General features: G+C 67.5%; 20 protein-coding genes. 4 read left to right on the forward strand and 16 right to left on the reverse strand.

Features of this window, described 5'->3' with window-relative positions; genetic code table 11:
- Positions 1-95: 95 nt before the first annotated feature.
- Positions 96-521 carry an Lrp/AsnC family transcriptional regulator gene (locus ASC46_RS10940; RefSeq protein ID WP_019404000.1) on the forward strand — a complete coding sequence of 142 codons (426 nt, stop codon included), beginning with the start codon at positions 96-98 and terminating at the stop codon, positions 519-521.
- Between the two features lie 195 nt (positions 522-716).
- Positions 717-1,613, forward strand: coding sequence for an omptin family outer membrane protease (locus ASC46_RS10945; RefSeq protein ID WP_055459329.1), 897 nt, complete (start codon positions 717-719; stop codon positions 1,611-1,613).
- Positions 1,614-1,622: 9 nt separating this feature from the next.
- On the opposite strand, the gene ASC46_RS10950 is transcribed toward ASC46_RS10945, so the two are convergent.
- The 5 genes from ASC46_RS10950 to ASC46_RS10970 all read right to left on the reverse strand — a co-directional run bounded on the left by ASC46_RS10950 (position 1,623) and on the right by ASC46_RS10970 (position 4,680).
- Positions 1,623-2,111, reverse strand: coding sequence for a DUF411 domain-containing protein (locus ASC46_RS10950; RefSeq protein ID WP_040405319.1), 489 nt, complete (start codon positions 2,109-2,111; stop codon positions 1,623-1,625).
- 59 nt (positions 2,112-2,170) lie between these two features.
- Positions 2,171-2,566, reverse strand: a complete 396-nt coding sequence (gene copM, locus ASC46_RS21110) for a CopM family metallochaperone (protein WP_425349124.1) — start codon at positions 2,564-2,566, stop codon at positions 2,171-2,173.
- Between the two features lie 244 nt (positions 2,567-2,810).
- Positions 2,811-3,290: a hypothetical protein gene (locus tag ASC46_RS10960; RefSeq protein WP_055459331.1), complete on the reverse strand. Its 480-nt coding sequence runs from the start codon at positions 3,288-3,290 to the stop codon at positions 2,811-2,813.
- An 89-nt stretch (positions 3,291-3,379) separates the two neighbouring features.
- The gene (locus ASC46_RS10965) at positions 3,380-3,664 is read right to left on the reverse strand and encodes a helix-turn-helix domain-containing protein (protein ID WP_055459332.1); all 285 of its coding nucleotides are present in this window, start codon (positions 3,662-3,664) and stop codon (positions 3,380-3,382) included.
- Positions 3,665-3,756: 92 nt separating this feature from the next.
- A complete protein-coding gene (locus tag ASC46_RS10970) occupies positions 3,757-4,680 on the reverse strand; it encodes a LysR family transcriptional regulator (RefSeq protein ID WP_055459391.1) in 924 nt (307 codons plus the stop codon).
- Between the two features lie 115 nt (positions 4,681-4,795).
- On the opposite strand from ASC46_RS10970, the gene ASC46_RS10975 reads away from it, so the two are divergent.
- A complete protein-coding gene (locus ASC46_RS10975) occupies positions 4,796-5,674 on the forward strand; it encodes an alpha/beta fold hydrolase (RefSeq protein WP_055459333.1) in 879 nt (292 codons plus the stop codon).
- A gap of 122 nt (positions 5,675-5,796) precedes the next feature.
- On the opposite strand, the gene ASC46_RS10980 is transcribed toward ASC46_RS10975, so the two are convergent.
- The 10 genes from ASC46_RS10980 to ASC46_RS11025 all read right to left on the reverse strand — a co-directional run bounded on the left by ASC46_RS10980 (position 5,797) and on the right by ASC46_RS11025 (position 15,772).
- Entirely contained in the window at positions 5,797-6,444 is a 648-nt protein-coding gene (locus ASC46_RS10980) for a TetR/AcrR family transcriptional regulator (RefSeq protein ID WP_055459392.1), read from the reverse strand.
- Between the two features lie 10 nt (positions 6,445-6,454).
- Positions 6,455-8,281 (reverse strand): AMP-dependent synthetase/ligase, encoded by a 1,827-nt coding sequence (locus ASC46_RS10985; protein WP_055459334.1) that lies wholly within the window; start codon positions 8,279-8,281, stop codon positions 6,455-6,457.
- A gap of 14 nt (positions 8,282-8,295) precedes the next feature.
- A complete protein-coding gene (locus tag ASC46_RS10990; protein WP_055459335.1) occupies positions 8,296-9,105 on the reverse strand; it encodes an ABC transporter ATP-binding protein in 810 nt (269 codons plus the stop codon).
- Between the two features lie 23 nt (positions 9,106-9,128).
- Positions 9,129-10,289, reverse strand: coding sequence for an ABC transporter substrate-binding protein (locus tag ASC46_RS10995; protein WP_096335358.1), 1,161 nt, complete (start codon positions 10,287-10,289; stop codon positions 9,129-9,131).
- An 84-nt stretch (positions 10,290-10,373) separates the two neighbouring features.
- Positions 10,374-11,414, reverse strand: a complete 1,041-nt coding sequence (locus ASC46_RS11000; RefSeq protein WP_055459337.1) for a branched-chain amino acid ABC transporter permease — start codon at positions 11,412-11,414, stop codon at positions 10,374-10,376.
- A gap of 2 nt (positions 11,415-11,416) precedes the next feature.
- A complete protein-coding gene (locus tag ASC46_RS11005; protein WP_055459338.1) occupies positions 11,417-12,298 on the reverse strand; it encodes a branched-chain amino acid ABC transporter permease in 882 nt (293 codons plus the stop codon).
- Positions 12,295-13,128 carry an ABC transporter ATP-binding protein gene (locus ASC46_RS11010; protein WP_055459339.1) on the reverse strand — a complete coding sequence of 278 codons (834 nt, stop codon included), beginning with the start codon at positions 13,126-13,128 and terminating at the stop codon, positions 12,295-12,297. The genes ASC46_RS11005 and ASC46_RS11010 overlap by 4 nt, the downstream gene beginning before the upstream one ends.
- Before the next feature lie 258 nt (positions 13,129-13,386).
- Entirely contained in the window at positions 13,387-14,388 is a 1,002-nt protein-coding gene (locus ASC46_RS11015; protein WP_055459340.1) for a GlxA family transcriptional regulator, read from the reverse strand.
- Positions 14,385-14,948: an isochorismatase family protein gene (locus ASC46_RS11020; RefSeq protein ID WP_055459341.1), complete on the reverse strand. Its 564-nt coding sequence runs from the start codon at positions 14,946-14,948 to the stop codon at positions 14,385-14,387. Before ASC46_RS11020 ends, ASC46_RS11015 begins: the two co-directional genes overlap by 4 nt.
- Before the next feature lie 161 nt (positions 14,949-15,109).
- Positions 15,110-15,772, reverse strand: a complete 663-nt coding sequence (locus ASC46_RS11025; protein ID WP_055459342.1) for a peroxiredoxin — start codon at positions 15,770-15,772, stop codon at positions 15,110-15,112.
- 469 nt (positions 15,773-16,241) lie between these two features.
- Between ASC46_RS11025 and ASC46_RS11030 the strand changes: the two genes are divergently transcribed.
- On the forward strand, positions 16,242-18,659 hold the full coding sequence (locus tag ASC46_RS11030) for an OTU domain-containing protein (RefSeq protein ID WP_055459343.1): 2,418 nt from the start codon (positions 16,242-16,244) through the stop codon (positions 18,657-18,659).
- A gap of 10 nt (positions 18,660-18,669) precedes the next feature.
- On the opposite strand, the gene hisD is transcribed toward ASC46_RS11030, so the two are convergent.
- A complete protein-coding gene (gene hisD, locus ASC46_RS11035; protein ID WP_425349120.1) occupies positions 18,670-19,935 on the reverse strand; it encodes a histidinol dehydrogenase in 1,266 nt (421 codons plus the stop codon).
- Positions 19,936-20,072 lie beyond the last annotated feature (137 nt).

Genomic DNA, 20,072 nt, shown 5'->3' on the forward strand with positions numbered 1-20,072 from the left:
AGGATGGGGACCACGACCTCTAACGAAAAGGCAGCAATGTGTTACGATATGCCACCAAGCGAGCGTATCGCCAGGACAAGAGAGCATTTCGCCAGATGGCCGACCTCGACGACACCGACCGCCGCCTGATCGACCTCCTGCGCAAGGACGGGCGCATGCCGGCGGCAACCTTGGCGCGCATCCTCGGCGTGTCGCGCGCGACGGTGCAGAACCGGATCGACCGCCTGATGAGTCGGGGGGTGCTCGTCGGCTTCACCGCGCGGCTGCGCAGCGACGTCGAGACGGTGCCCGTACGGGCCCTGACGATGCTGGAAGCGCGCGCCACCGACAACCGGCCGGTCATCGCCGCCATCCGCCGCATCCCGGAGGTGGCGCGCATCTATTCCACCAACGGACGCTGGGACGTGGTGGTGGAGATCAACGCCGGCGACCTCGCGACGCTCGACCGCGTGCTGACGGAAATCCGCTCGATCCGGGGCGTCACCCATACGGAAACGAATATCCTGCTGACGGAGCTTTAGCTGCCCATCCGCAGCCTTAATATGCACAACATATCAACAGACAACTTCTGATTGTACCGACTCAGCCAATCCTCCTAGCCTGCAAAGAACTTGGTGCAGCGGGAGGCTTCAGTGCTCACATCACGTGAAAGAAAACTATTTCTCTCGAGTGTTGCAGCAGTTGTACTTCTTCCTAGCACAGCGCTCGCAGCCGATTTGCCGTGGATTACGGAAAAGCCACGCCCACAGGCGCCGCTCAGCTCAAATTTTTCCCTTGAGGTATTCACTGGTTACCTGACAGGCACCGTCGAGCAGGCTGCCTACAACTGCTGCGGGGAGCAATTCGCCCATACCAAGTGGAAGATCGATAATGCCGGCATCGTCGGCGCGACCCTCGGCTATCGCTGGGACTGGCTCGACCTGCGCCTCTCCGGCTGGACCGTGGCATGGTCCGGCAATTCCTCCGATTCCTTCACCGATGCCATCATCTGCGACCTCGGCTGCCGTACGCGGGTGAACTGGCGCAACGACAAGGCCAAGCTGCCGACGATGTATCAGATCGATGCATCCATTGGCATCAACATCTATCAGGATACGAGCTTCACCCTCTCGGGGCTGGCCGGCTACCGCTACCTGCGGGTTGGACTGAAGGATCGCGGCAGCCGGGCGCTGTTCAACGACGTGCTCGGCGACTTGTCCGACCTGCCTCTCTCGTCGTCCTACGACCAGTGGTGGCATACGCCGTACATTGGCATCGGCGTCGGTTACGACGGCGGTGGCTACCGGCTCATGGCGGAGGTCATCGGCAGCCCCATCGTCTTCGCCAGCGACAGGGCACGGATGAACAGCATTACGGCCGACCCGAACTTCATCTACTACAGCAACTATATTTCGGAGGCGGACTATCAGACCTGGATGGTCGGCGCGACCATCGGCGGTGAAGTCCGCCTCACCGATGCCTTGGCCCTGACCGGCAAGGCCCAGTACCAGTACTACGAGGCCAGGAAGGACAAGGCGACCATCAAGGGGGCCTGCTGCGGCACGGTCGCAGCCTCCCAGAGCGGGGATCTCTCCGCCCTCACCCTGACGGTGGGCCTCAAGGCCTCGTTCTGACGCCGCGCCTCAGCCCTTGAGCAGGCGGCCGCCCTCGTACCGGGCGAAGGCGCGCTGGCCGGCCGGGCCGAACAGCAGGACCTCGTAGGTATCGGGCGCGACGCCCTCCACCTCCATGCCCGGCGAGCCGACCGGCATGCCCGGCACCGCAAGGCCGGTGCCGACCGGCCGCTCGGCAAGGAGGCGGACGACGGCATCCGCCGGCACATGGCCTTCGAGCACATAGCCGGCAACCTCCGCCGTATGGCAGGAGGCGAGGTCCTGCGGCACGCCGAGGCGCGCCTTGACGCGGTTGATCGCGGTCGTCTCGACGACCGTCACACGAAAGCCGGCTGCGCGCATGTGCTCCACCCAGGCCTCGCAGCAGCCGCATGCCGGATCGCGGCTGACCGTGACGGGCGGCAACGCCTCCGCCGCGGCGGCCGGGAGACGGGCGACGACAGCAAGAGCTGCGAGGCCCGCAAGAAGGCCGCGCCTGTCAATCGTTCTCGATGTCATGTCGGATATCCCTTCCGACGGGAAGGCGGGGCGGCGGCACGGCCGCCCCGCCCTTGCCGTCACTTCTTCTCGTTGGCCTCGAGCCAGGCCTTCATCATGGCGATCTCGCTCTCCTGCGCCTGGACGACGCTCTCGGCCAGCTCGCGGATCTTGGGGTCCTTGCCGAAGGCGAGGACCACCTTGGCCATGTCCACGGCCCCCTGATGGTGCGGGATCATGGCGCGCACGAAATCGGCATCCGCATCGCCGGTGAAGGTCACGTCCATGTCGCGGTGCATCCGCTCGTTGACGGCATTGAACGCGAGGGAGGCGACGCTCTGGTCCCCCCTGGGCGTTCCCGCCATGCCGGAGCCCATGCCCTGGCCCATGCCGCCGCGGCCCATCATGGCCTGCATCATGCCTTGCATCATGGGGCAGCCGCCTTGGCCGGCGCCCATCATGCCCATGCCCGGCATCGCCGCGGGCGCCTGGGCCTGGGGCGCCTGGGCTTGGGGCATCTGGACTTGGGGCGCCGTGGCCTGTCCGCTCTCGGCAGGTGCGCCGTGGTGGGCGCCGTGCCCGGCATCCGGGGGCTGCTGGGCAAAGGCAGGTGCGGCCATGCCCACGGCGAGCGCGAGCGCAATCATGGAAATCTTCATCATTCTTCTCCTCGATCGGATCGATGTGCCTAGTGCCGCAGGACATGGTCCGCGGCCGCCTTCAGGCGCGAGGAGGAGGTGTTGCCGTCTCCGGCGATATGCCCTCCGGGAGGGCCGCAGCCATCCAGGGCCACGGGCCGCCCGGGCAAGCGGAGAACGCGGGCGTGCCGACCGACGGTAGCACGGAGGTCGAACAGGCCGACATGAGGCAAACGGCGAGGCAGTTGCGCCCGGCCGCGGCCGGCGGATGGCCGGGGCAGCAGCCCTCGTCCACCGAGGCCTCTTTCGCCGCTGCCTTGATCGCCATCGCGTGCTCGCGCCCGACGTCGTGCTCAGCCGGCCGGACGGCGCCGGCGGAATGGCCGGCATGCGCCCGGTGACCCGCATGCGCCGAGGTCGTCGCTTCGGGCGCCGTTTGCCCGGGCCCCGCGTCGCCGGCCCTTACCTCAGCCATGCGACCTCCCCCCGCGAGGCCGCCGAGAAGGACGGCCATGGAGGCGAGGAGCACAAGGGAGCGGGCGCCGCGCAGCAGCTTCAACATGGGATCATCTTAGCACAGCGCCTCGCCCGGTCATCGCGCTTCCGCGCCGCAGGGAGCGATGCGCCGCTCACATCTCTCGACGCCGGCGCTCAGCTGTCCGTCTCCGAGGTCAGTTCGTCCGGCGGAATGAACTCGTTGCGGCGTGCCCTGAGGCGAACGCCGGGCCCGCCGACGGTTGCCGCGCCGTCGTCGAGGAAGACGATGCCCGCCTCCTCCAGCACCCGCCGAATGGCGGCGAGATTGTTGACGATGGGCAGGGTGCGGCCGGTCTCGAAGTTGCGCACCGTGGACAGGCCGACGGCAGCGGCCTTCGCCAGATCCTCCTGGGACAGATCCACCATGGCACGTGCCGCGCGGCACTGGGCTGGGGTCATCGGAGCCCTCCGTGACGATTTCCGATCATGATAACGAAAACCGTCGTCCTAGGCCAACGGTTCCGCCCCGCGCCCGATTGTCGAAGGCCCTCTCAGGACGCGACGTCCGCCTTCAAGCGCGCAAAGGCGGCCCGCAGGCGCGGGATCGCGAAATCGACGAAGGCGCGCACCTTCGGCACCGAAAGGCGGCGCTCGGGGGTGATGAGGTGGACGGGAAGCGGTGGCGGCTCGTCGGCCTCGAGAATGATCGCGAGCTCCCCGGCCCGCACCTTCTCGGCCACGTGATAGGAGAAAAGCCGCACGATGCCCCGCCCCTCGGCAGCCGAGGCGACCGCGGCACGGACGCTGTTCACCACCAGGCGCGGCGCGAAGGAAACGGCACGGGGCAGGCCGGACCGGCCGGCCGGCGGAAAGCTCCAGGAATCGATCCCGCCGAGCGGCACCGTCACGATCCGGTGCCCGGCGAGGTCGGCCGGGGTCCTGATCGGCGGGTGGGCCGCAAGATAGCGCGGGGCGGCGGCGACCACGCGGCGCACCTCGCCAATGTGCACGGCCACCATGGAGGAATCGGGCAGATGCGCGATGCGCAGCGCGACGTCGATCCCCTCGTCGATGAGGTTGACCGGACGGTCGAGCAGATCGAGCCGCGCCGAGACCTCCGGGAAGGCGTCGAGAAAGCCGTCGAGGACGGGGCGCAGCACCTCTTCCCCGCTCATCACGGGCGCCGTGACGGCCAGGGTGCCGCGCGGCGCCGAGCGCTCGCCCGCGGCCAGCATGTCGGCCTCCTCGAGGTCCGTGAGCACGCGTCGGCAGGCGGCGGCATAACGCTCGCCCGCCTCGCTCAGCCGGATGGAGCGGGTGGTGCGGTGGAGGAGAGGAACGCCGACATGGCCTTCGAGAAAGCTGATCGCACGGCTCACGGCGGCCGGTGAACGGCCGAGCCGCCGCCCGGCGCCGGCAAGGCTGCCTTCGTCGAGGGCGGCGACGAACACCCTCATCGCGTCGATGCGATCCATGGCCATTCCGAGATGCGGAAGAGTGAACGCCTATTGTCGTGCATTCCGACGAAAGCCGCAATGATGGAAGGTGGCGGCAACGGGCATTTGGCCCGGCAGATACCGGAGAGAAACGATGACCAGCGCCCCTCCCATCGCCCTGCGCACGGCCCATGTGGGGCCGGTGACGGTCTTCTACCGAGAGGCGGGCGACCGGCGGAACCCGACGCTCCTGCTGCTGCACGGCTTCCCGACCTCGTCGCACATGTTCCGCCGGCTGATCCCGCTGCTCGCCGACCGCTATCACATCGTCGCGCCGGACCTGCCCGGCTTCGGCTACACGTCGGCGCCGCCGCGCGGCGAGTTCGCCTATACCTTCGACAACCTGGCGCAGGTCGTCGAGGGCTTCACCGATGCCATCGGCCTCACCCGCTATGCGATCTACGTCTTCGACTACGGCGCCCCGGTGGGGTTTCGCCTGGCGCTCGCCCGCCCGGAGCGCATCACCGCCATCATCTCGCAGAACGGCAACGCCTATGAGGAGGGCCTCGGCGAGGACTGGGCGCCGGTGCGCCGCTACTGGCAGGACCCGAGCCAGGACAACCGGGATGCGCTCCGCCCCATGCTGACGCTCGACGGCGTCAAGTGGCAGTATGTGCACGGGGTGCCCGATGCCAGCCAGGTCGCGCCGGAGGCCTACTGGCTCGATTACGCGCAGATCAGCCGCCCGGGGAACGACGAGATCCAGCTCGACCTGTTCGGCGACTACGCCAACAATGTCGCCATGTACCCCCAGTTTCAGGCCTATTTCGCCGCGCGCAAGCCGCCGTTCCTGGCGGTGTGGGGACGCTGGGATCCCTTCTTCCTGCCGCCGGGGGCCGAGGCCTACAAGCGCGACAATCCGAATGCCGAGGTGCATCTGCTCGACACCGGGCATTTCGCGCTCGAAACCCACGCCGAGGAGATCGCCACCTTCATCCGGCGGTTCCTGGAGCGTAGCGTGCCGCGGAGCTGACGATCGCGCAGGCCCCAAAGGTCGAGACTGCCCGGGACCGGGGAACTTGCGTCCCGGCGCACCGATTCGTCGTGGAACAGGATCCACGCCGAAGCTGGTGTGAGGCGTGCCGGCGCTTTGCCTCAGGGCGCGGCAAGCGCTCCGGCCGCTGCAGGCGGATTGGCGATGCCGTGGACGAGGACGTCGATGAGCTGCCGGGCGACCGTATCGACGTCAAGGGGTCCGGTGTGGTTGTACCAGCGGGCGATCCAGCTGAGCGCGCCGGCGCCGGCGAAGGCGATGAGCTTGGGGTCGCAGGCGCGGATGGAGCCATCCGCGATGCCATCCTCCACGACGCTGCGGAAGCGATGGTCGATCTTGCTCTTGAGAGCGCGCAGCTGCCGCCGCGTCTCCACCGGCAGCGGGTCCTCGCCGACGAGGATCAGGCAGCGCCCGAAATCCTCCGTGACGATGCGCGCATATTCGGTCCACAGCGCGATCAGCCGCGCGAGGCCGGTGCCGCCCGGCAGCACCGTGCGGGACGCCGCGTCGAGACGCTCGAGGCCAATGCGCACGCATTCGAAGAGGATCTCGTCCTTGCTCCTGACGTAATAATAGATCGTCGGCTTCGAGACGTTCAGCCGCTCGGCGACATCGTCGAGCGAGGTCTTGTGGAAGCCCTGCTCGTTGAAGGCGCGCGCGGCCGCGCGCAGCACCGCCTCGCGCTTCATCTCGCGGTCGCGCTCACGCTCCTTCCGCGTCTTCCAGGGGGACAGCCCTGTGCTGGTCATGGCCGCCCTCTCATGCCACGCGCGCCGCGGGCGCATAGAGCGCCTCGATCTCGGCGGCGTATTTCCTCGCGATATTGGCACGGCGGACCTTCATCGTCGCCGTCACCTCGTCGTCGTCGTGGTCGAGCTCCTTGGTGAGGAGGTGGAAGCGCTTGATCTGCGCCACAGGAGCGAGCTCGGCATTGGCGCGCTCGACTTCCAGGGTGACGAGTTCGCGCACGCGCGGGTGCTCGGCGAGGCTGCGGAAATTGCTGAAGCCGATGCGCTGGCTCTCGGCCCATTGCGCCACCGTCTCGCCGTCGATCTGGATGAGCGCGGTGACGTAGCGGCGCCCGTCGGCCACCACGATGCATTCCTTGATGTAGGCGCTCGTCTTGACCGTGTTCTCGATCTCCGACGGGCTCAGGTTCTTGCCGCCCGCCGTGATCATGATGTCCTTGAGGCGGTCGACGATGCGCACCTGTCCGTCGACGAAGGCAGCCACGTCCCCCGTATGCAGCCAGCCGTCGCGCAGCACCGCGTGCGTCGCCTCCTCGTTGCGGTAATAGCCCTCGAAGACGAGATCGCCCCGGACCAGCAACTCCCCGGCCTCGCCGAGCCGGACTTCGGCACCGGCGACGGGCTCGCCCACGGCGCCCGGCACAAGGTGGTCGAGCCGCTGCCCGGTGACCATGCCGGAGGTCTCGGTGAGGCCGTAGACCTCGACCAGCGGCACGCCCAGCGTGCGGAAAAAGCGGACGATGCGCTGCGGGATGGGCGCGGCGCCGGTCAGCGCCACCTTCACCTCGCGCAGCCCGATGAAGTTCTGCAGCGCGCGGAAAATGAGCGCGTAATAGAGCGCGAAGACGGCCCGCTCGCGCCAGTTCCTCTTGCCCTTCGGCTTCTCCGCGAAGGGCTCGCAGGCGCGCATGCCGGCCTCGAACAGGCGTTTGCGCCAGCCGCCGGCCTCGGCCAGCTTGATGTGGATGGCGGAGTGCAACTTCTCCCAAATGCGCGGGACGCCGAGGAAGAGGCTCGGCGCGACTTCGCGCAAATCCTCCTGCACCGTCCTGATCGACTCGCCGAAAGAGACGCAGGAGCCGGCATAGATCGGCGCCATGGTGCTCAGCATCTGCTCGGCGACATGGCACAGCGGCAGGTAGGACAGGTTGGTCGTCGCTGCGTCGAAGCCAAGGCGCTCGATGGTGCCGGCCGCCTCGGCGCGCATGTTGCGGTAGCTGAGCATTGCCCCCTTGGGCTTGCCGGTGGAGCCCGAGGTGTAGACGATGAGGGCCGTGTCCCCGAGCTGCTGGCGGGCAAGGCAGGCATCGATCGTGCCGGGCTCCAAACGCCCCTGTTCCGCCCCCAGCCGCTCGAGCTCGGCGAAGGTCGTGATCCGGTCCTGAGGATAGTGGCGCAGGCCCTTGGGCTCGATGACGACGATGCGCCGCAATTGGGGCAGTTCGTCCAGGCGCTCCAGCACCTTGTCGGTCTGCTCCTGGTCCTCGCAGACGACGATTTCGACGCCGGCATGGCCGAGGACGTAGGCGACCTCGTTCGCCGGGCTCGTTGGATAGACGCCGATGGTGACCGCGCCGACGAGCCCGGCTCCGAGTTGCGCCAGCACCCATTCGGCGCGGTTTTCGGAGAGGATGCCGACATGACCGCCCTCGCCGAGGCCGAGCGCCCTGAGGCCGAGCCCGACATGGGCGGCGCGGCTGTAGTAACCGCCCCAGGTGATAGGCTGCCAGATGCCGAAGTCCTTCTGCCTGAGGGCCAGGCGGTCCGGCATCGCTCGCGCGTTCTCGCGCAGCATCTGCGGCAAGGTCAGCGACGGCAGTTCGGGAGCGGGCGGCATCTCGGCAACCTTTCTCACGACAGCCAGCGCTTGCGGCGCTTGTAGTGCTTGACGTCGCGGTAGCTCCGGGCGTCGCCTCCGCCACCGAAGCCGAGGTAGAACTCGCGCACATCCTGATCGTGGATGAGCTTGTCGACCGATCCCTCGATCACGAGCTTGCCCGTCTCCATGATGTAGCCCTGGTGTGCCACGGCGAGGGCAACCGTCGCGTTCTGCTCGACGAGCAGCATGGAGACCCCCTCGTCCGCATTGATGCGTGCGATGATCGTGAAGATCTCCTCCACCATCTTGGGGGCAAGGCCGAGCGAGGGCTCGTCGAGCAGGATCAGCGACGGCTCGGCGACGAGGGCCCGGCCGATGGCGAGCATCTGCTGCTCGCCGCCGGAGAGGTAGCCGGCGAGCCCCTTCCGCCGCTCGTGGAGGCGCGGGAAATAGCTGTAGACGCGCTCGAAGGACGGTTTCGACGCGCCGCGCCCGGTGAGGGCGAAGGTCGCGGCAGTCAGGTTCTCCTCGACGGTGAGATCCTCGAAGATGCGGCGCCCCTCCATGACGTGGAAGAGCCCGCGCCGCGCCAGCGTGTGCGGCGCGAGCGCAGCGATGTCCTCTCCGGCGAAGCGGATGGCGCCACTCGTCACCGCCCCGTCCTCGATGGCGAGCAGGTTGGAGACGGCCTTCAAGAGCGTCGACTTGCCCGCGCCGTTCGAGCCGAGCAGGGCGACGATGCGCCCCTTCGGCACGACGAGCGACAGGCCGCGCAGCACCTGGATCGTGCGGTTGTAGACGACCTCGATGTTGTCGACCTCGAGCAGGTGCGGCGCGGCCATGGCTTCTTGTCTCCGTGCTGCCGTCACGCCTCGAGGCGGATCCAGTCGGAGGCCGGCTTCATCTGCTTCGCCTTGCCGTCGAAGGCATAGATGCGCCCGATCGGCACGGAATTGCCGGGGATCGATATCGGCACGCCGAAGAGGCCGCCGGTGTCGAAATCCTTGATGCTGTTGAGCCCGGCCTTGAGATTGGCGCCGGTCAGCTCCTTGCCAGCGGCGAGGGTGCGTTTCGCTGCCTCGCACATCAGGAGCGCGGTGACGAAACCCTGCAGATAGGCCGTCGACTGGTATTCGGGCCGCATCTGCCGGATCTTCTCCAGCATCGGGCTCTCACCCTCGGTGTCGTAGTAGTAGCGATAGGGCATGACGCCCATGAAACCATCGGCCGCCTCGCCCATGCGCTCGACGGTGGAATTGTCCATGCTCCAGAAGGTGCCCATGAACCGGCTCGCGAGGCCCATCTGCTTGGCCTGGGCGATGAACTCGGGTATGGGCGCCAGCACGTAGCCGTGGAAGATGGTGAAATCCGGCCGCGCCCGGCGCAGCTTCAGCACCTCGGTGGAGACATCGACGCTGCCCGGCGGCGTCACGATCTTCTCCACGACCTCGAGGCCGAGCGTCTTGGCGAGCGCCTCGCTCGGCACGATCGGATCGCGGCCGAACTCCGTGTCGGAATAGACGAAGGCGAGCCTGGCACCGGCCTTCTCGTTGGCGATGTAGCGCAGGAGGATGCCGAACATCTCCGAATAGTCGGGTCCGGCCATGAACTGCAGGGGATATTTCTTGGGATCGTTGAGCTCGCTCGCAAATGAGGCGCCGGCCATGAGGATGGAGCCGCGGCGCTCGAGCTCCGGGTTGATCGTTTTCGAGAAGCCGGTCGAGTCGCCGTAATAGAGCGACACCTTCTCCTGGCTCGTGATCTTGTTGAAGGCCGCCACCGAGGCATCGACCTTGTAGCCCGTGTCCTCGGCGACGTACTTCACCTTGCGGCCTTCGACGCCGCCGGCGTCGTTGACGATCTTCAGGTAATCCTGGATGCCGGCGTGGATGCCGATGCCCGCGAAGGCAAAGACGCCGGTCAGCGGGATCGAGCCCCCGAGCACGATCTCGTCCGCGACCTGCGCGGCGAGCGGCCGGATGCCGAGGGCGAGTCCGGCCCCCGCTATGGCACCCGCCGAAAGCACATGTCTTCTCGTCCAATTCCTCATCATCTGCCTCCCTGTCCTTGACCGCTCTTGCCGGCGGCGCCACGCGAGATTGCCGGCCCCTCAGGTTCTGAAGGGCCAGAGATGGAAAAAGCGGCGGATGCGGCGCCAGATCTCCGCAAGCCCGTGCGGCTCGAAGATCAGGAAACCGACGATGAGCGAGCCGAAGACGATGGTGCGCACCGGCGCGAGCAGCGCGAGCGCATCCGGATAGAAGGGCGTGACGAGACCGGCAACGAACTTCAGCAGCTCCGGCACCATGGTCATGAAGACTGCGCCGAGAATGCCGCCGAGAATGGTGCCCATGCCGCCGACGATGATGGCGGCGAGGTAGAAGATCGAATTGACGAGCGGGAAACTCTCCGGCGTCACGACACGGAAGAAATAGGCCCACAGCCCGCCCGCGAGCCCGGCGTAGAAGGACGAGACGGCAAAGCTCATCAGCTTGTAGCGCAGCAGCGGGATGCCAAGCACCTCGGCCGAGATGTCACGGTCGCGGATGGCGATGAAGGCCCGGCCGACGCGGGTGCGGAAGAGATTGGCCGCCCCGAGCACCATGAGCCCCGTCACCGGCAGGATCAACCAGTAGAGCTGGAACGGCTGGTCGAGCGCCATGCCGAAGAGGCGGGCCGGCGGCATCGACAGCCCCTGCATGCCGCCCGTGAGCGGCCAGTGCGCGAAGACGAAGTGGAGGACGACCGAAGCGGCGATGGTGGCGATGGCGAGGTAGAGCCCCTTCACCCTGAGGCTCGGGATGCCGACGCCGATGCCGACGAGCGCCGTCAAAAGCCCGCCGACGAGCAGATTGAGGAGGAAGGGTGTGCCGGCATGGATCTCGAGCACCGCGACCGTGTAGGCGCCGACGCTCATGAAGGCCGCCTGGCCGAGGCTGACGAGGCCCGTATAGCCCGTGAGGATGTTGAGCCCCGTCGCGCTTGCGACATTGATGGCGCACAGACAGGCAAGGAACAGCCAGTAGGGGCTGGCGACGAAGGGGAAGAGGACGGCGGCGGCGCAGGCGAGAAGGATGAGGAGCTTCTGCAGGCGGGTGTCGAACAGCGCCTCGTCGGCCGCATAGCTCGTTTTCAGCGTGCCGATGCGCATCGTCAGAGCCTCTCGATCTCGTGCGTGCCGAAGAGGCCGTAGGGTCGGATCATCAGGATGAGGATCAGGATGCTGAAGGTGACGAGGAACCGGTACTCGCCCCCGAGGAAGGTGCCTGCAAAGGCCTCCACCACGCCGATGAAGAGCCCGCCGACGAGCGCGCCCGCCATGGAATCGAGCCCGCCGACGATGACGACGACGAGCACCGAGAGGCCGAAGACACCCATGGTCGGCGAGATGCCGCCGATGGCCCCGACGAGGACGCCCGCCCCGGCGGCGACGCCGCAGGCGACGATCCAGCTCAGCGAGAAGACCCTGGGCACGTCGATGCCGACGGAATAGGCCGCCGCCTGGTCCGCCGCCGTCGCCTTGAGCGCCACGCCGCCACGCGAGAAGCGCAGCCCCAGCACGAAAGCCGTGACGACGACCATCGCGGCGAGGAAGCCGTAGGCGACCTTGGGCGCGACATAGGCCTCGCCGATGAAGATCGGCGCGCTTGGCAGGAATTCCGGCAGGCGCAGGGGATCGGCGCCCCAGACAATCTGCACGAAGCCGGCGAGGATGGAGCCCAAGCCGATCGTCACCATGAAGACGGAGATGGGACTCTCGCCGATCATGGGCCGGATCAGGCCGCGCTCGACGACGGCGCCGACCAGCGCCCCGGCGAGGATGGCGACCGGCAGCGCGACCCAGGCGGGCAGGTGCCAGCCGGCGGCCGCGCCGAAGAAGGCATAGCCGCCGAGCATCAGGATCTCGCCGATGGCGAGATTGACCACGCGCGTCGCCTTGTAGATGAGCACGAAGGCGACGCCGGTCACGGCATAGAGCGCGCCGGAGCCGAGCCCGGCCAGGAACACCTCGGTGAGGAAGAGCCAATCCGTCATGCCGCCTCCGGTCCGCTGAGGCGGCGGCCGAGATCGCCGGCGCCGAGATAGGCCGCGACGACCGCCGGATCCGCCTGGACCGCGGCCGGGCCACCCTCGGCGATCACCTGGCCGAAGTTGAGCACCACGACATGGTCGGAGATGTCCATGACCATCCCCATGTCATGCTCGACCATGAGGATGGTGACGTCCCATTCCTCCTTCACGTCGAGGATGAAGCGGGCCATGTCCTCCGTCTCCTCGCGGTTCATGCCGGCGACGGGCTCGTCGAGCATCAGCAGGCGCGGGCGCATGGCGAGGGCACGGGCAAGCTCCACCCGCTTGCGCAGACCGTAGGGCAGCGTCGCCACCGGCGCGTTGCGGATGTGCTGGATCTCGAGGAAATCGATGATGCGCTCCTCGATCTCCGCCCGCAATTCCAGCTCCTCGCGCCGCGCACGGCCACGGTAGACAAGCGCGTCGAGAAGGCCGGTGCGCATATGGGCGTGGCGGCCGAGCTTGATGTTGTCGAGCACCGTCATGCCGCGAAAGAGCGCGATGTTCTGGAAAGTGCGTGCGAGGCCGAGGCGCGCGCGCTCAGGCGGCGCCGTGCCGGCGAGGCTCCGGCCGTCGAAGGCGATGTTGCCGGAGCGGGGGCGGTAGAAGCCCGAGATGGTGTTGAAGAGCGAAGTCTTGCCGGCGCCGTTCGGGCCGATGACCGCGGTGATCGACCCGCGCCGCACCGAAAAGGAGACGTCGGTCAGTGCCCGCACGCCGCCGAAGGCGAGCGACACGCCCTCGACGTCGAGGATCACGTCGCGCGCCGCCTCCGTCACGGGCAGCCCTCGCATCGCAGCGCGCGTTCGCCGATCGCGTCGGGGAAGCACGGCCGGCTCAGCGCGATGACAGCGGTGGTACACACCGTCGCCCGCGGGACCGGCCTCTCGGCCTGCTCCATCGGATCTCCTCCCGCCGTGGCCCCCGCGATCGTTATGCGCCGCCGGTAGCTACGTTACCGAAGGATCATGAGGCTACTCGCGAGTAGCGTCAACGGCTGGGCCGCGTGCGCGGATACCCAGCCGAGGATTGCCATCGCTGCGCCAGTGCGTTTAACGGAACGAGGCGCGCAGGCGGGCCGGCGAGATGTCGTGCAGCCGGTTCCAGACCCTGCGGAACTGGCGCGTGGAGGAGAATCCTGCGCGTTCGGCGATGCTCTCCATGTCGAGCCGCGAGCCGATCACCAGTTCACGCGCGAGGGCGATGCGCATCCGGTTCACATAGTCGGTCACGCTCATGCCGGCATGGTCGTTGAACAGCCGCGACAGGTTTCGCGGGCTGGTGGCGGCGACTTCCGCCAGCGCCTCGACCGACCAGTCCCGGGCGGGATCGGCGCCCACCGCATCCTGCGCGCGGTGGATCGCCGGATGGAGATGGTTGCGCCCCTCCAGCCAGGGCGACAGCTGCGGATCGCCGCCGGCACGGCGCAGGTAGACAACGAGATCGCGCGCCACGGCGAGCGCCGCCGCATGGCCGGCCTCGCGGGCGACCAGCGCCAGCATGAGGTCGATGCCGGCCGTGACGCCGGCGCTGGTCAGCCGCTCGCCATCCTCGACATAGAGCCGGTTCTCCCTGACCCGCGCCCTTGGGGCAAGGCGCATCAGCTCGCCAAGCGTCGCATGGTGCGTGGTGCATTCATGGCCGTCGAGCAGCCCTGCGCGGGCGGCGAGCAGCGCGCCGGAGCAGATCGAGACGAGGCGGATGCCCGGGCGGATCACGCGCTGCAGCCAGGAGACGATCTCGGCCTCGAGCGGAGCGTCATCGGCACGCGAACCGGCCGGGGCGCCGAGGGGCTCGTCGGCCGATCCGGAGATGACGACGAGGGCATCGTCGGGAAGGCCGTCGGGCAGCGGCGCGACATTCGCCACATCGAGCCCCACCGAACTCGTGACGCACGGCGCCGGGCCGACATAGCTGACCACGAAGCGCACGGCGGCCTGATCGATATTCGCCCGCCGCAGCACCTCCATCGGCCCGGCGATGTCGAGCAGCAGCGTCCGTGGCGGCACCACCACGATGACGGGGACGATGCGCGGCTGCCCGGTGAGGCTCATGCCGCCGCCTTGTCCGTCCGGCCGGCGAGCGCCTCCTCGACGGTGGCGATGCGGGCGAAACGCCCCGCCAGCACCAGCTCCGTGCGGGCGCGGATCTCCGCCGCGCTCCACTCACGGCCCGCCGCATCGGTCATCGGGAAGGTCAGCGTGGCCTCGCCGACATAATCGACCGCATAGCCGAGGTCGGAGGCATGGCGCGCCGTCGTCTCGCAGCACTGCTCGGTGCGGATGCCGGAGACGATCACCCGGCGGATGCCGTTCTCGGTCAGCCATACGTCGAGGCCGGTGCCGACGAGCGCGCTGTGGCGCCGCTTGCGGAAGACGATATCCGGCGCGACGTGGAGCGGCGCGAGGGCCCTGATGAAGCCCGAGTCTTCCGAGAAGGCCCCCGTCCCTTCCACGTGGAAGATCTGGACGATGGACATGCCAGCCGCTTTCGCGCCATCGATCAGCGCCTGCTGGCGTGCGATGTAGGCCGGCAGGCCCTCATCGCGGAAATAGGACCGGTGCCGAAAGGATTCCTGGGCGTCGACGACGAGAAGCGCCGTATCACGAGCCATTTCGCTGTCTCCTGAGCTGATCGTGAGGAGACAGTAACGCCCTTCCGGCGGAACGAAATGATCGATCCGGACGAAAGAGGGACACTTCGCGCCATGGACTTCGCGGCCGGCGGCGGGCGACAGGCACCCGGGCGGCGATGCCGGGCGCCGCGGCGGGCCCGTCACATGCGCGGCTGGGGCACGATGCGGATGTAGGGCCGCGGGGCGGTCCAGCCGTCGGGATAGATCGTCCGCGCCTCCTCGTCGGGCACCGAGCCGGCAATGATGACATCGTCGCCCGCCTTCCAGTTCACGGGCGTGGCCACCCGGTGCTTGGCGGTGAGCTGGAGCGAGTCGATGACCCGCAGCACCTCGTCGAAATTGCGGCCGGTGGTCATCGGATAGACGAGGATGAGCTTGATCCTCTTGTCCGGCCCGATGACGAAGACGTTGCGCACCGTCTGGTTGTCCGCGGGCGTGCGGCCCTCGGAGGTGCTCCCGGCGCTCGCCGGCAACATGCCATAGAGCTTGGAGATCGACAGATCAGGATCGCCGATCATCGGGAAGTTCGGGGCATGCCCTTGCGTGTCACGAATGTCGTTCGCCCAGCGGGCATGGCTCTCGACCGGATCGACGCTCAGCCCGATGATCTTGACGTTGCGCCGGTCGAACTCGGGCTTGATCCGGGCCATGTAGCCGAGTTCGGTCGTGCAGACGGGCGTGAAGTCCTTCGGATGGGAAAACAGCACGCACCAGGAATCACCGATCCAGTCGTGAAAGCGGATACGGCCTTCAGTGGTCTCGGCCTCGAAATCCGGCGCGACGTCACCGATCATGCGTGTCATGGAGCGTCCTCCCGCACTCAGCCCCTCTGCCGCAACAAGAAATATACACCCCGCCGCCCCGGCCATGAAGCTGTGGGCACCGGAACGCCACCGAACGGGCCCCTGGAAGCGACGGACGGCGCCCGGCGCGCCGGTCCAGCATTCCTCACATGACACGCACGGAACGGAAATACCCAATTTCCGATATAATTCTGGATTGTACGCAAGCATATCTTGCGGACAACGACAAATACGAAGTGATAATGATCGGCCGAACCCCGGATAATGACATAAAAGATATTTGATAAACGGATATATACTGATGTCGATAGAACCACATACACTTAACAGAAACACTCCATACGCCCTCGCCAACGCATCAGCCGGCGCAGCGGCATTCCGACCCTGCGACCTCTCGCGCTCCCGGTACCGCAACGGATCGCCTGCATTCTATCCCCCCTGTGCGGCAACGGTGGCAAGGACGGAGAGGATGATCGCAGAAGCGCAGCAGCAGATGGCGGTGATGTTTCCCGACTTGCGATGCACACCGCCCTGCGAGGAGGAGCTACCACCGGAGCAACCAGCCATCGCAACGCCTCTCGCGCGGTCGCGCCGCAGCGACCGGCATGGCTCCGACGCAGCGCGCTGCGGCCGCGCGAACCTGCTCGCCGACGCACGGCAGAACATGCCGACGCGGCTGGGTGTCGCGCTCGCGATCCTGCAGCGGGCCGGCTTCGACCCGGAAAAGGAATACACCTTTTCTGATCCCGTCATCGTCGGAATCGGCGGGGCCGCCATCAGAGGCAAGCACCGCCTCGTCGACCTTTACATGCAGGCGCAGATCCAGGCCCTGCCCTTCTTCAGCCGCGATTTTCCGCCGGAGCTGAAGAATCTCCCCGACCTCGACAGCCGCTTCGAGGAAGAATTCTCGGAGCATATCGTCGAGCAAGCCGCCAATGCTACCGCCAGGATCATGGACACGCTGTCGGCGGCGGGAATGGATGTCGAAAGGACGCAGGCGTCCGTGCTGTCCTTTGACGTGAAACGGATAGGTTGGGAGCACGGCGGGCTGAGGCCTGGCGTTTCCGTCGAACACGCCTCGCGAGGATATGTCCTGAAGGTCGCGGCCGACGCCGAGCCGTTGTTCCTTGCCGTTGTGCCGGGTGATCCTGCCCTGATCCTGCGCATGCCCGCAGACCATGCAGGCCAGAAAAGCTGGCTCTCGGGCCATATGTGCCAGTTCTTCGAGAAGCCTGTGCCCCCCCTGGATCCGCTGACCGACTACGTCCTCAAGGAGGTCGACAGCGGCATCACCCTGCGCGAGGCCGTCGCCGCCAGCAGCCTGCGCATCTTCGAGGATCTGCTGCTGCCGCTGAAGAACGAGGCTTTCGCTGAAACGACATACGAGCAGTTGGTCCACGCCGCGCGCGGCGGCACCATTCCCGGCTATGACCCAGTGCGCGAATGGCAGCAGGGGAACCACAAGACCGCGGTCGCCCTCGGTGCCCTGGATGCCGCCCCACCCGTCCTCGAGATGGCGGGCAAGCTGCGCCTGCCCGCGACGGTGGCCAGGACGATCGGCACCCAGGCGGACGCCCTGACCCAGATTGGAAAGGGGGCCAAGGGGGTGAAGACGGCGGCGGGCAGGATCGGGAAAGCCGATCCGGTCGTGGACGCCGCCCGGGCGGGGCGGCTCGCCGACACGCGAGACGCCTTGGCAAAGGCGAAGGGAATGGCATCGCCCGTCATCGACATGGAGCAGCACCTGCGGCGCCGGATCGAGGTGACGAAGCGCGGTCAAAGGTATTTTGTCAGGTTGCGCACCGGCGGGAGCGGCGCGGCGCCCGGCTCGACGGCGCCGGGAGCGCGCCGAGCGGATCCCGCTCGCATCCTGCGGGAGACCTATGAGACAGCCGGGCGGATACGCCAAGGCAGCGGCCGCGTGCTGAGCGCCGACGAGATCGCCCGCATCATCGACCGGCGAGCGAACAGGCCCATCCCCGACAGGCTCTACAGGGGACAGACCGGATCGGGCATCACGAGCACGTTCGACTGGAGCGGAGAGGATGCACAGGACCGATACCTGGCCGCCATCATCGAGCACGCCGGGAGCTATAGCGGCGCCGAGCACGGCAAGGTGCCCTCCCTTACGATGACCGAGTCGACGGCCGAGTATTTTGCGCGCGGCAGGCCCGACGCGAAGGTGTGGGTCGTCGACACCAGGCCGAGCCCGCGGGATTTCCGGACGATCGAGGACATCCTGAAGAACGATGGCCCCAGGCTGGTCCGGGACGGCAAACTCTCCAAGCAGGTCCTGGCGAAGGCAGTGGGGCTGACCGTCACCAACCAGTGGGAGGACGAAGTCTTCTTCGTCCGCGGCAGCATTCCGGCCGACTGGACGCGGCTGCGTGGCCCCAAGCCGTTGCCTCGCCCCCTGGCGGACGCGCGCCGGTACGCCGCCGATTCCACGCCCGTAGCCGGCGTCCGCCCGGCGGACGGAGGAGCCCTTCCAGCGGTCACGCAGATCGCCGACTTCCTCGAGGTGCCAGGCAACTGGAACGCGGCAGCCGGCGACTATGCGCCGACGGCGATTGCCAATGCATTGGGTCGGGAACTTGTGCTGCGCGACTATCCCGCGAGCGGAAAGAGCCTGTCCGTGGTCCCGCATGGCCCAGTGTCGGGCCCCGCCGTCGAACTCGTCTATTCGCCCGGCCACTACGATGCCTATATCGCGGGCAAACTGCACCGGATCCAAGGGGATGGCGATTGTCTCTTCCGCGCCGCGCTGGCGAGCATGAACCAGAACGGGGCAGTCTCGGATGGGGCCGTGGCCGGGTTGCGACGGCTCGCCGCGCAGGAAATCCGCAACAATCCCGGCCATTACGCGCCCTTCATCGGGCGCCCATAGCGAACAGGCCTTAGCCTGCCGTCCCCTCGATCATGTTGAGGCGCAGGGCCGCCGCCCGGCGATGACCTTCGAGGCCTTCGCTGCGACTCTGGCGGCAGGCGGGCGGCGCGACGGCCATGACGCCGCGCGCGTCCAGCCATTGGTGGGTGGCGACCTTGACATAGGAGCCAACCCAGAGCCCGCCTGTGTAGCGCCCGGCACCCATCGTCGGCAGCGTGTGGTTGGTGCCGCAGCACTTGTCCGAATAGACGACGCTCGCAAGCGGCCCGATGAAGAGCGAGCCGTAGTTGGAGAGCTTCTTCGCGGTGGCGTGCGGATCGGCCGTATGCACCTGAAGGTGCTCCGCGGCGATGATGTCGGAATAGGCGATCATCGCTTCTTCACTGGCGGCCACGGCGATCTCGCCGTTGTCGCGCCAGGCAGGGCCGGCGACGGCGGCGGTCGGCAGGTCCGCAAGCTGACGCTCGACCTCGGCAAGCACGGCGTCGGCGAGCTCGCGCGAGGTCGTGATGAGGCCGACGCGCGTGTGTACGTCATGCTCAGCCTGGGCGAGGAGATCGGTGGCGATCATGGCGGGATCGCCCGTCTCGTCGGCGAGCACGTAGATCTCGCTCGGACCGGCGAGCTGGTCGATGCCGACGGCGCCGAAAACCTGGCGTTTGGCTTCGTTCACATAGGCATTGCCGGGGCCGACGATCTTGTCGACCGCCGGGATCGTCTCGGTGCCGAAGGCCATGGCGGCGATCGCCTGGGCCCCGCCCACGCGGAAGATGCGATCCGCCCCGGAGAGATGACAGCCGGCGATCATGGCGGGATGGGCCGTGGGCGGCAGGCAGGCGATGACCTCGGCACAACCCGCGACCTTGGCCGGCACGATCGTCATGATGGGTGCCGACAGGAGAGGATAGCGCCCGCCCGGCACATAAGCCCCGATCCGCCGGATGGGGATGACGCGATGGCCGAGGTGAAGGCCCGGCAGCGCCTCCACCTCGAGCGGCAGCAAGGTAGCGAGTTGGGCCTCGGCGAAAGCACGCACGCGCTCGATGGCGAATTCCGTGTCATTGCGGGTCTGCGGGTCGAGGTTGGCAAGCGCCTCGGCGCGCTCGGCGCCGCTCACCTCGAAACGCTCTGGCACCATGCCGTCGAAACGCGCGGAATAGATGCGCAGCGCCGCGTCGCCTTGCATGCGCACCGCATGGAGGACCTGCCGGACGGTCGCCTCCACGGCGCGCCCGTCCGGCCCCTCGGCCTGCTTGGGCGCCTTCACGTGAACCAAGTTCGCACGGAGTTCTGACGGCAGGTCGGGCATCGCTCACCTCTCGCAACTGGCTTGCGCGACCATCCGGGAAGGCTGACCCTTACTCAACGGCCCCGAGGGGCCTTGTTCAGGATTCTGAACACTCTTAGGCTCGC

Origin of the sequence: Chelatococcus sambhunathii, assembly GCF_001418005.1 — a bacterium.
Taxonomy (GTDB): Bacteria; Pseudomonadota; Alphaproteobacteria; order Rhizobiales; family Beijerinckiaceae; genus Chelatococcus_A; species Chelatococcus_A sambhunathii.

What these genes read in the sequence shown, in the direction of transcription:
- ASC46_RS10940 (WP_019404000.1), top strand. Translation starts at nt 96, where the DNA reads ATGGCCGACCTCGACGACACCGACCGCCGCCTGATCGACCTCCTGCGC.
- ASC46_RS10950 (WP_040405319.1), bottom strand. Translation starts at nt 2,111, where the DNA reads ATGACATCGAGAACGATTGACAGGCGCGGCCTTCTTGCGGGCCTCGCA.
- copM (WP_425349124.1), bottom strand. Translation starts at nt 2,566, where the DNA reads ATGCCGGGCATGGGCATGATGGGCGCCGGCCAAGGCGGCTGCCCCATG.
- ASC46_RS10960 (WP_055459331.1), bottom strand. Translation starts at nt 3,290, where the DNA reads ATGTTGAAGCTGCTGCGCGGCGCCCGCTCCCTTGTGCTCCTCGCCTCC.
- ASC46_RS10965 (WP_055459332.1), bottom strand. Translation starts at nt 3,664, where the DNA reads ATGACCCCAGCCCAGTGCCGCGCGGCACGTGCCATGGTGGATCTGTCC.
- ASC46_RS10970 (WP_055459391.1), bottom strand. Translation starts at nt 4,680, where the DNA reads ATGGATCGCATCGACGCGATGAGGGTGTTCGTCGCCGCCCTCGACGAA.
- ASC46_RS10975 (WP_055459333.1), top strand. Translation starts at nt 4,796, where the DNA reads ATGACCAGCGCCCCTCCCATCGCCCTGCGCACGGCCCATGTGGGGCCG.
- ASC46_RS10980 (WP_055459392.1), bottom strand. Translation starts at nt 6,444, where the DNA reads ATGACCAGCACAGGGCTGTCCCCCTGGAAGACGCGGAAGGAGCGTGAG.
- ASC46_RS10985 (WP_055459334.1), bottom strand. Translation starts at nt 8,281, where the DNA reads ATGCCGCCCGCTCCCGAACTGCCGTCGCTGACCTTGCCGCAGATGCTG.
- ASC46_RS10990 (WP_055459335.1), bottom strand. Translation starts at nt 9,105, where the DNA reads ATGGCCGCGCCGCACCTGCTCGAGGTCGACAACATCGAGGTCGTCTAC.
- ASC46_RS11000 (WP_055459337.1), bottom strand. Translation starts at nt 11,414, where the DNA reads ATGCGCATCGGCACGCTGAAAACGAGCTATGCGGCCGACGAGGCGCTG.
- ASC46_RS11005 (WP_055459338.1), bottom strand. Translation starts at nt 12,298, where the DNA reads ATGACGGATTGGCTCTTCCTCACCGAGGTGTTCCTGGCCGGGCTCGGC.
- ASC46_RS11010 (WP_055459339.1), bottom strand. Translation starts at nt 13,128, where the DNA reads ATGCGAGGGCTGCCCGTGACGGAGGCGGCGCGCGACGTGATCCTCGAC.
- ASC46_RS11015 (WP_055459340.1), bottom strand. Translation starts at nt 14,388, where the DNA reads ATGAGCCTCACCGGGCAGCCGCGCATCGTCCCCGTCATCGTGGTGGTG.
- ASC46_RS11020 (WP_055459341.1), bottom strand. Translation starts at nt 14,948, where the DNA reads ATGGCTCGTGATACGGCGCTTCTCGTCGTCGACGCCCAGGAATCCTTT.
- ASC46_RS11025 (WP_055459342.1), bottom strand. Translation starts at nt 15,772, where the DNA reads ATGACACGCATGATCGGTGACGTCGCGCCGGATTTCGAGGCCGAGACC.
- ASC46_RS11030 (WP_055459343.1), top strand. Translation starts at nt 16,242, where the DNA reads ATGATCGCAGAAGCGCAGCAGCAGATGGCGGTGATGTTTCCCGACTTG.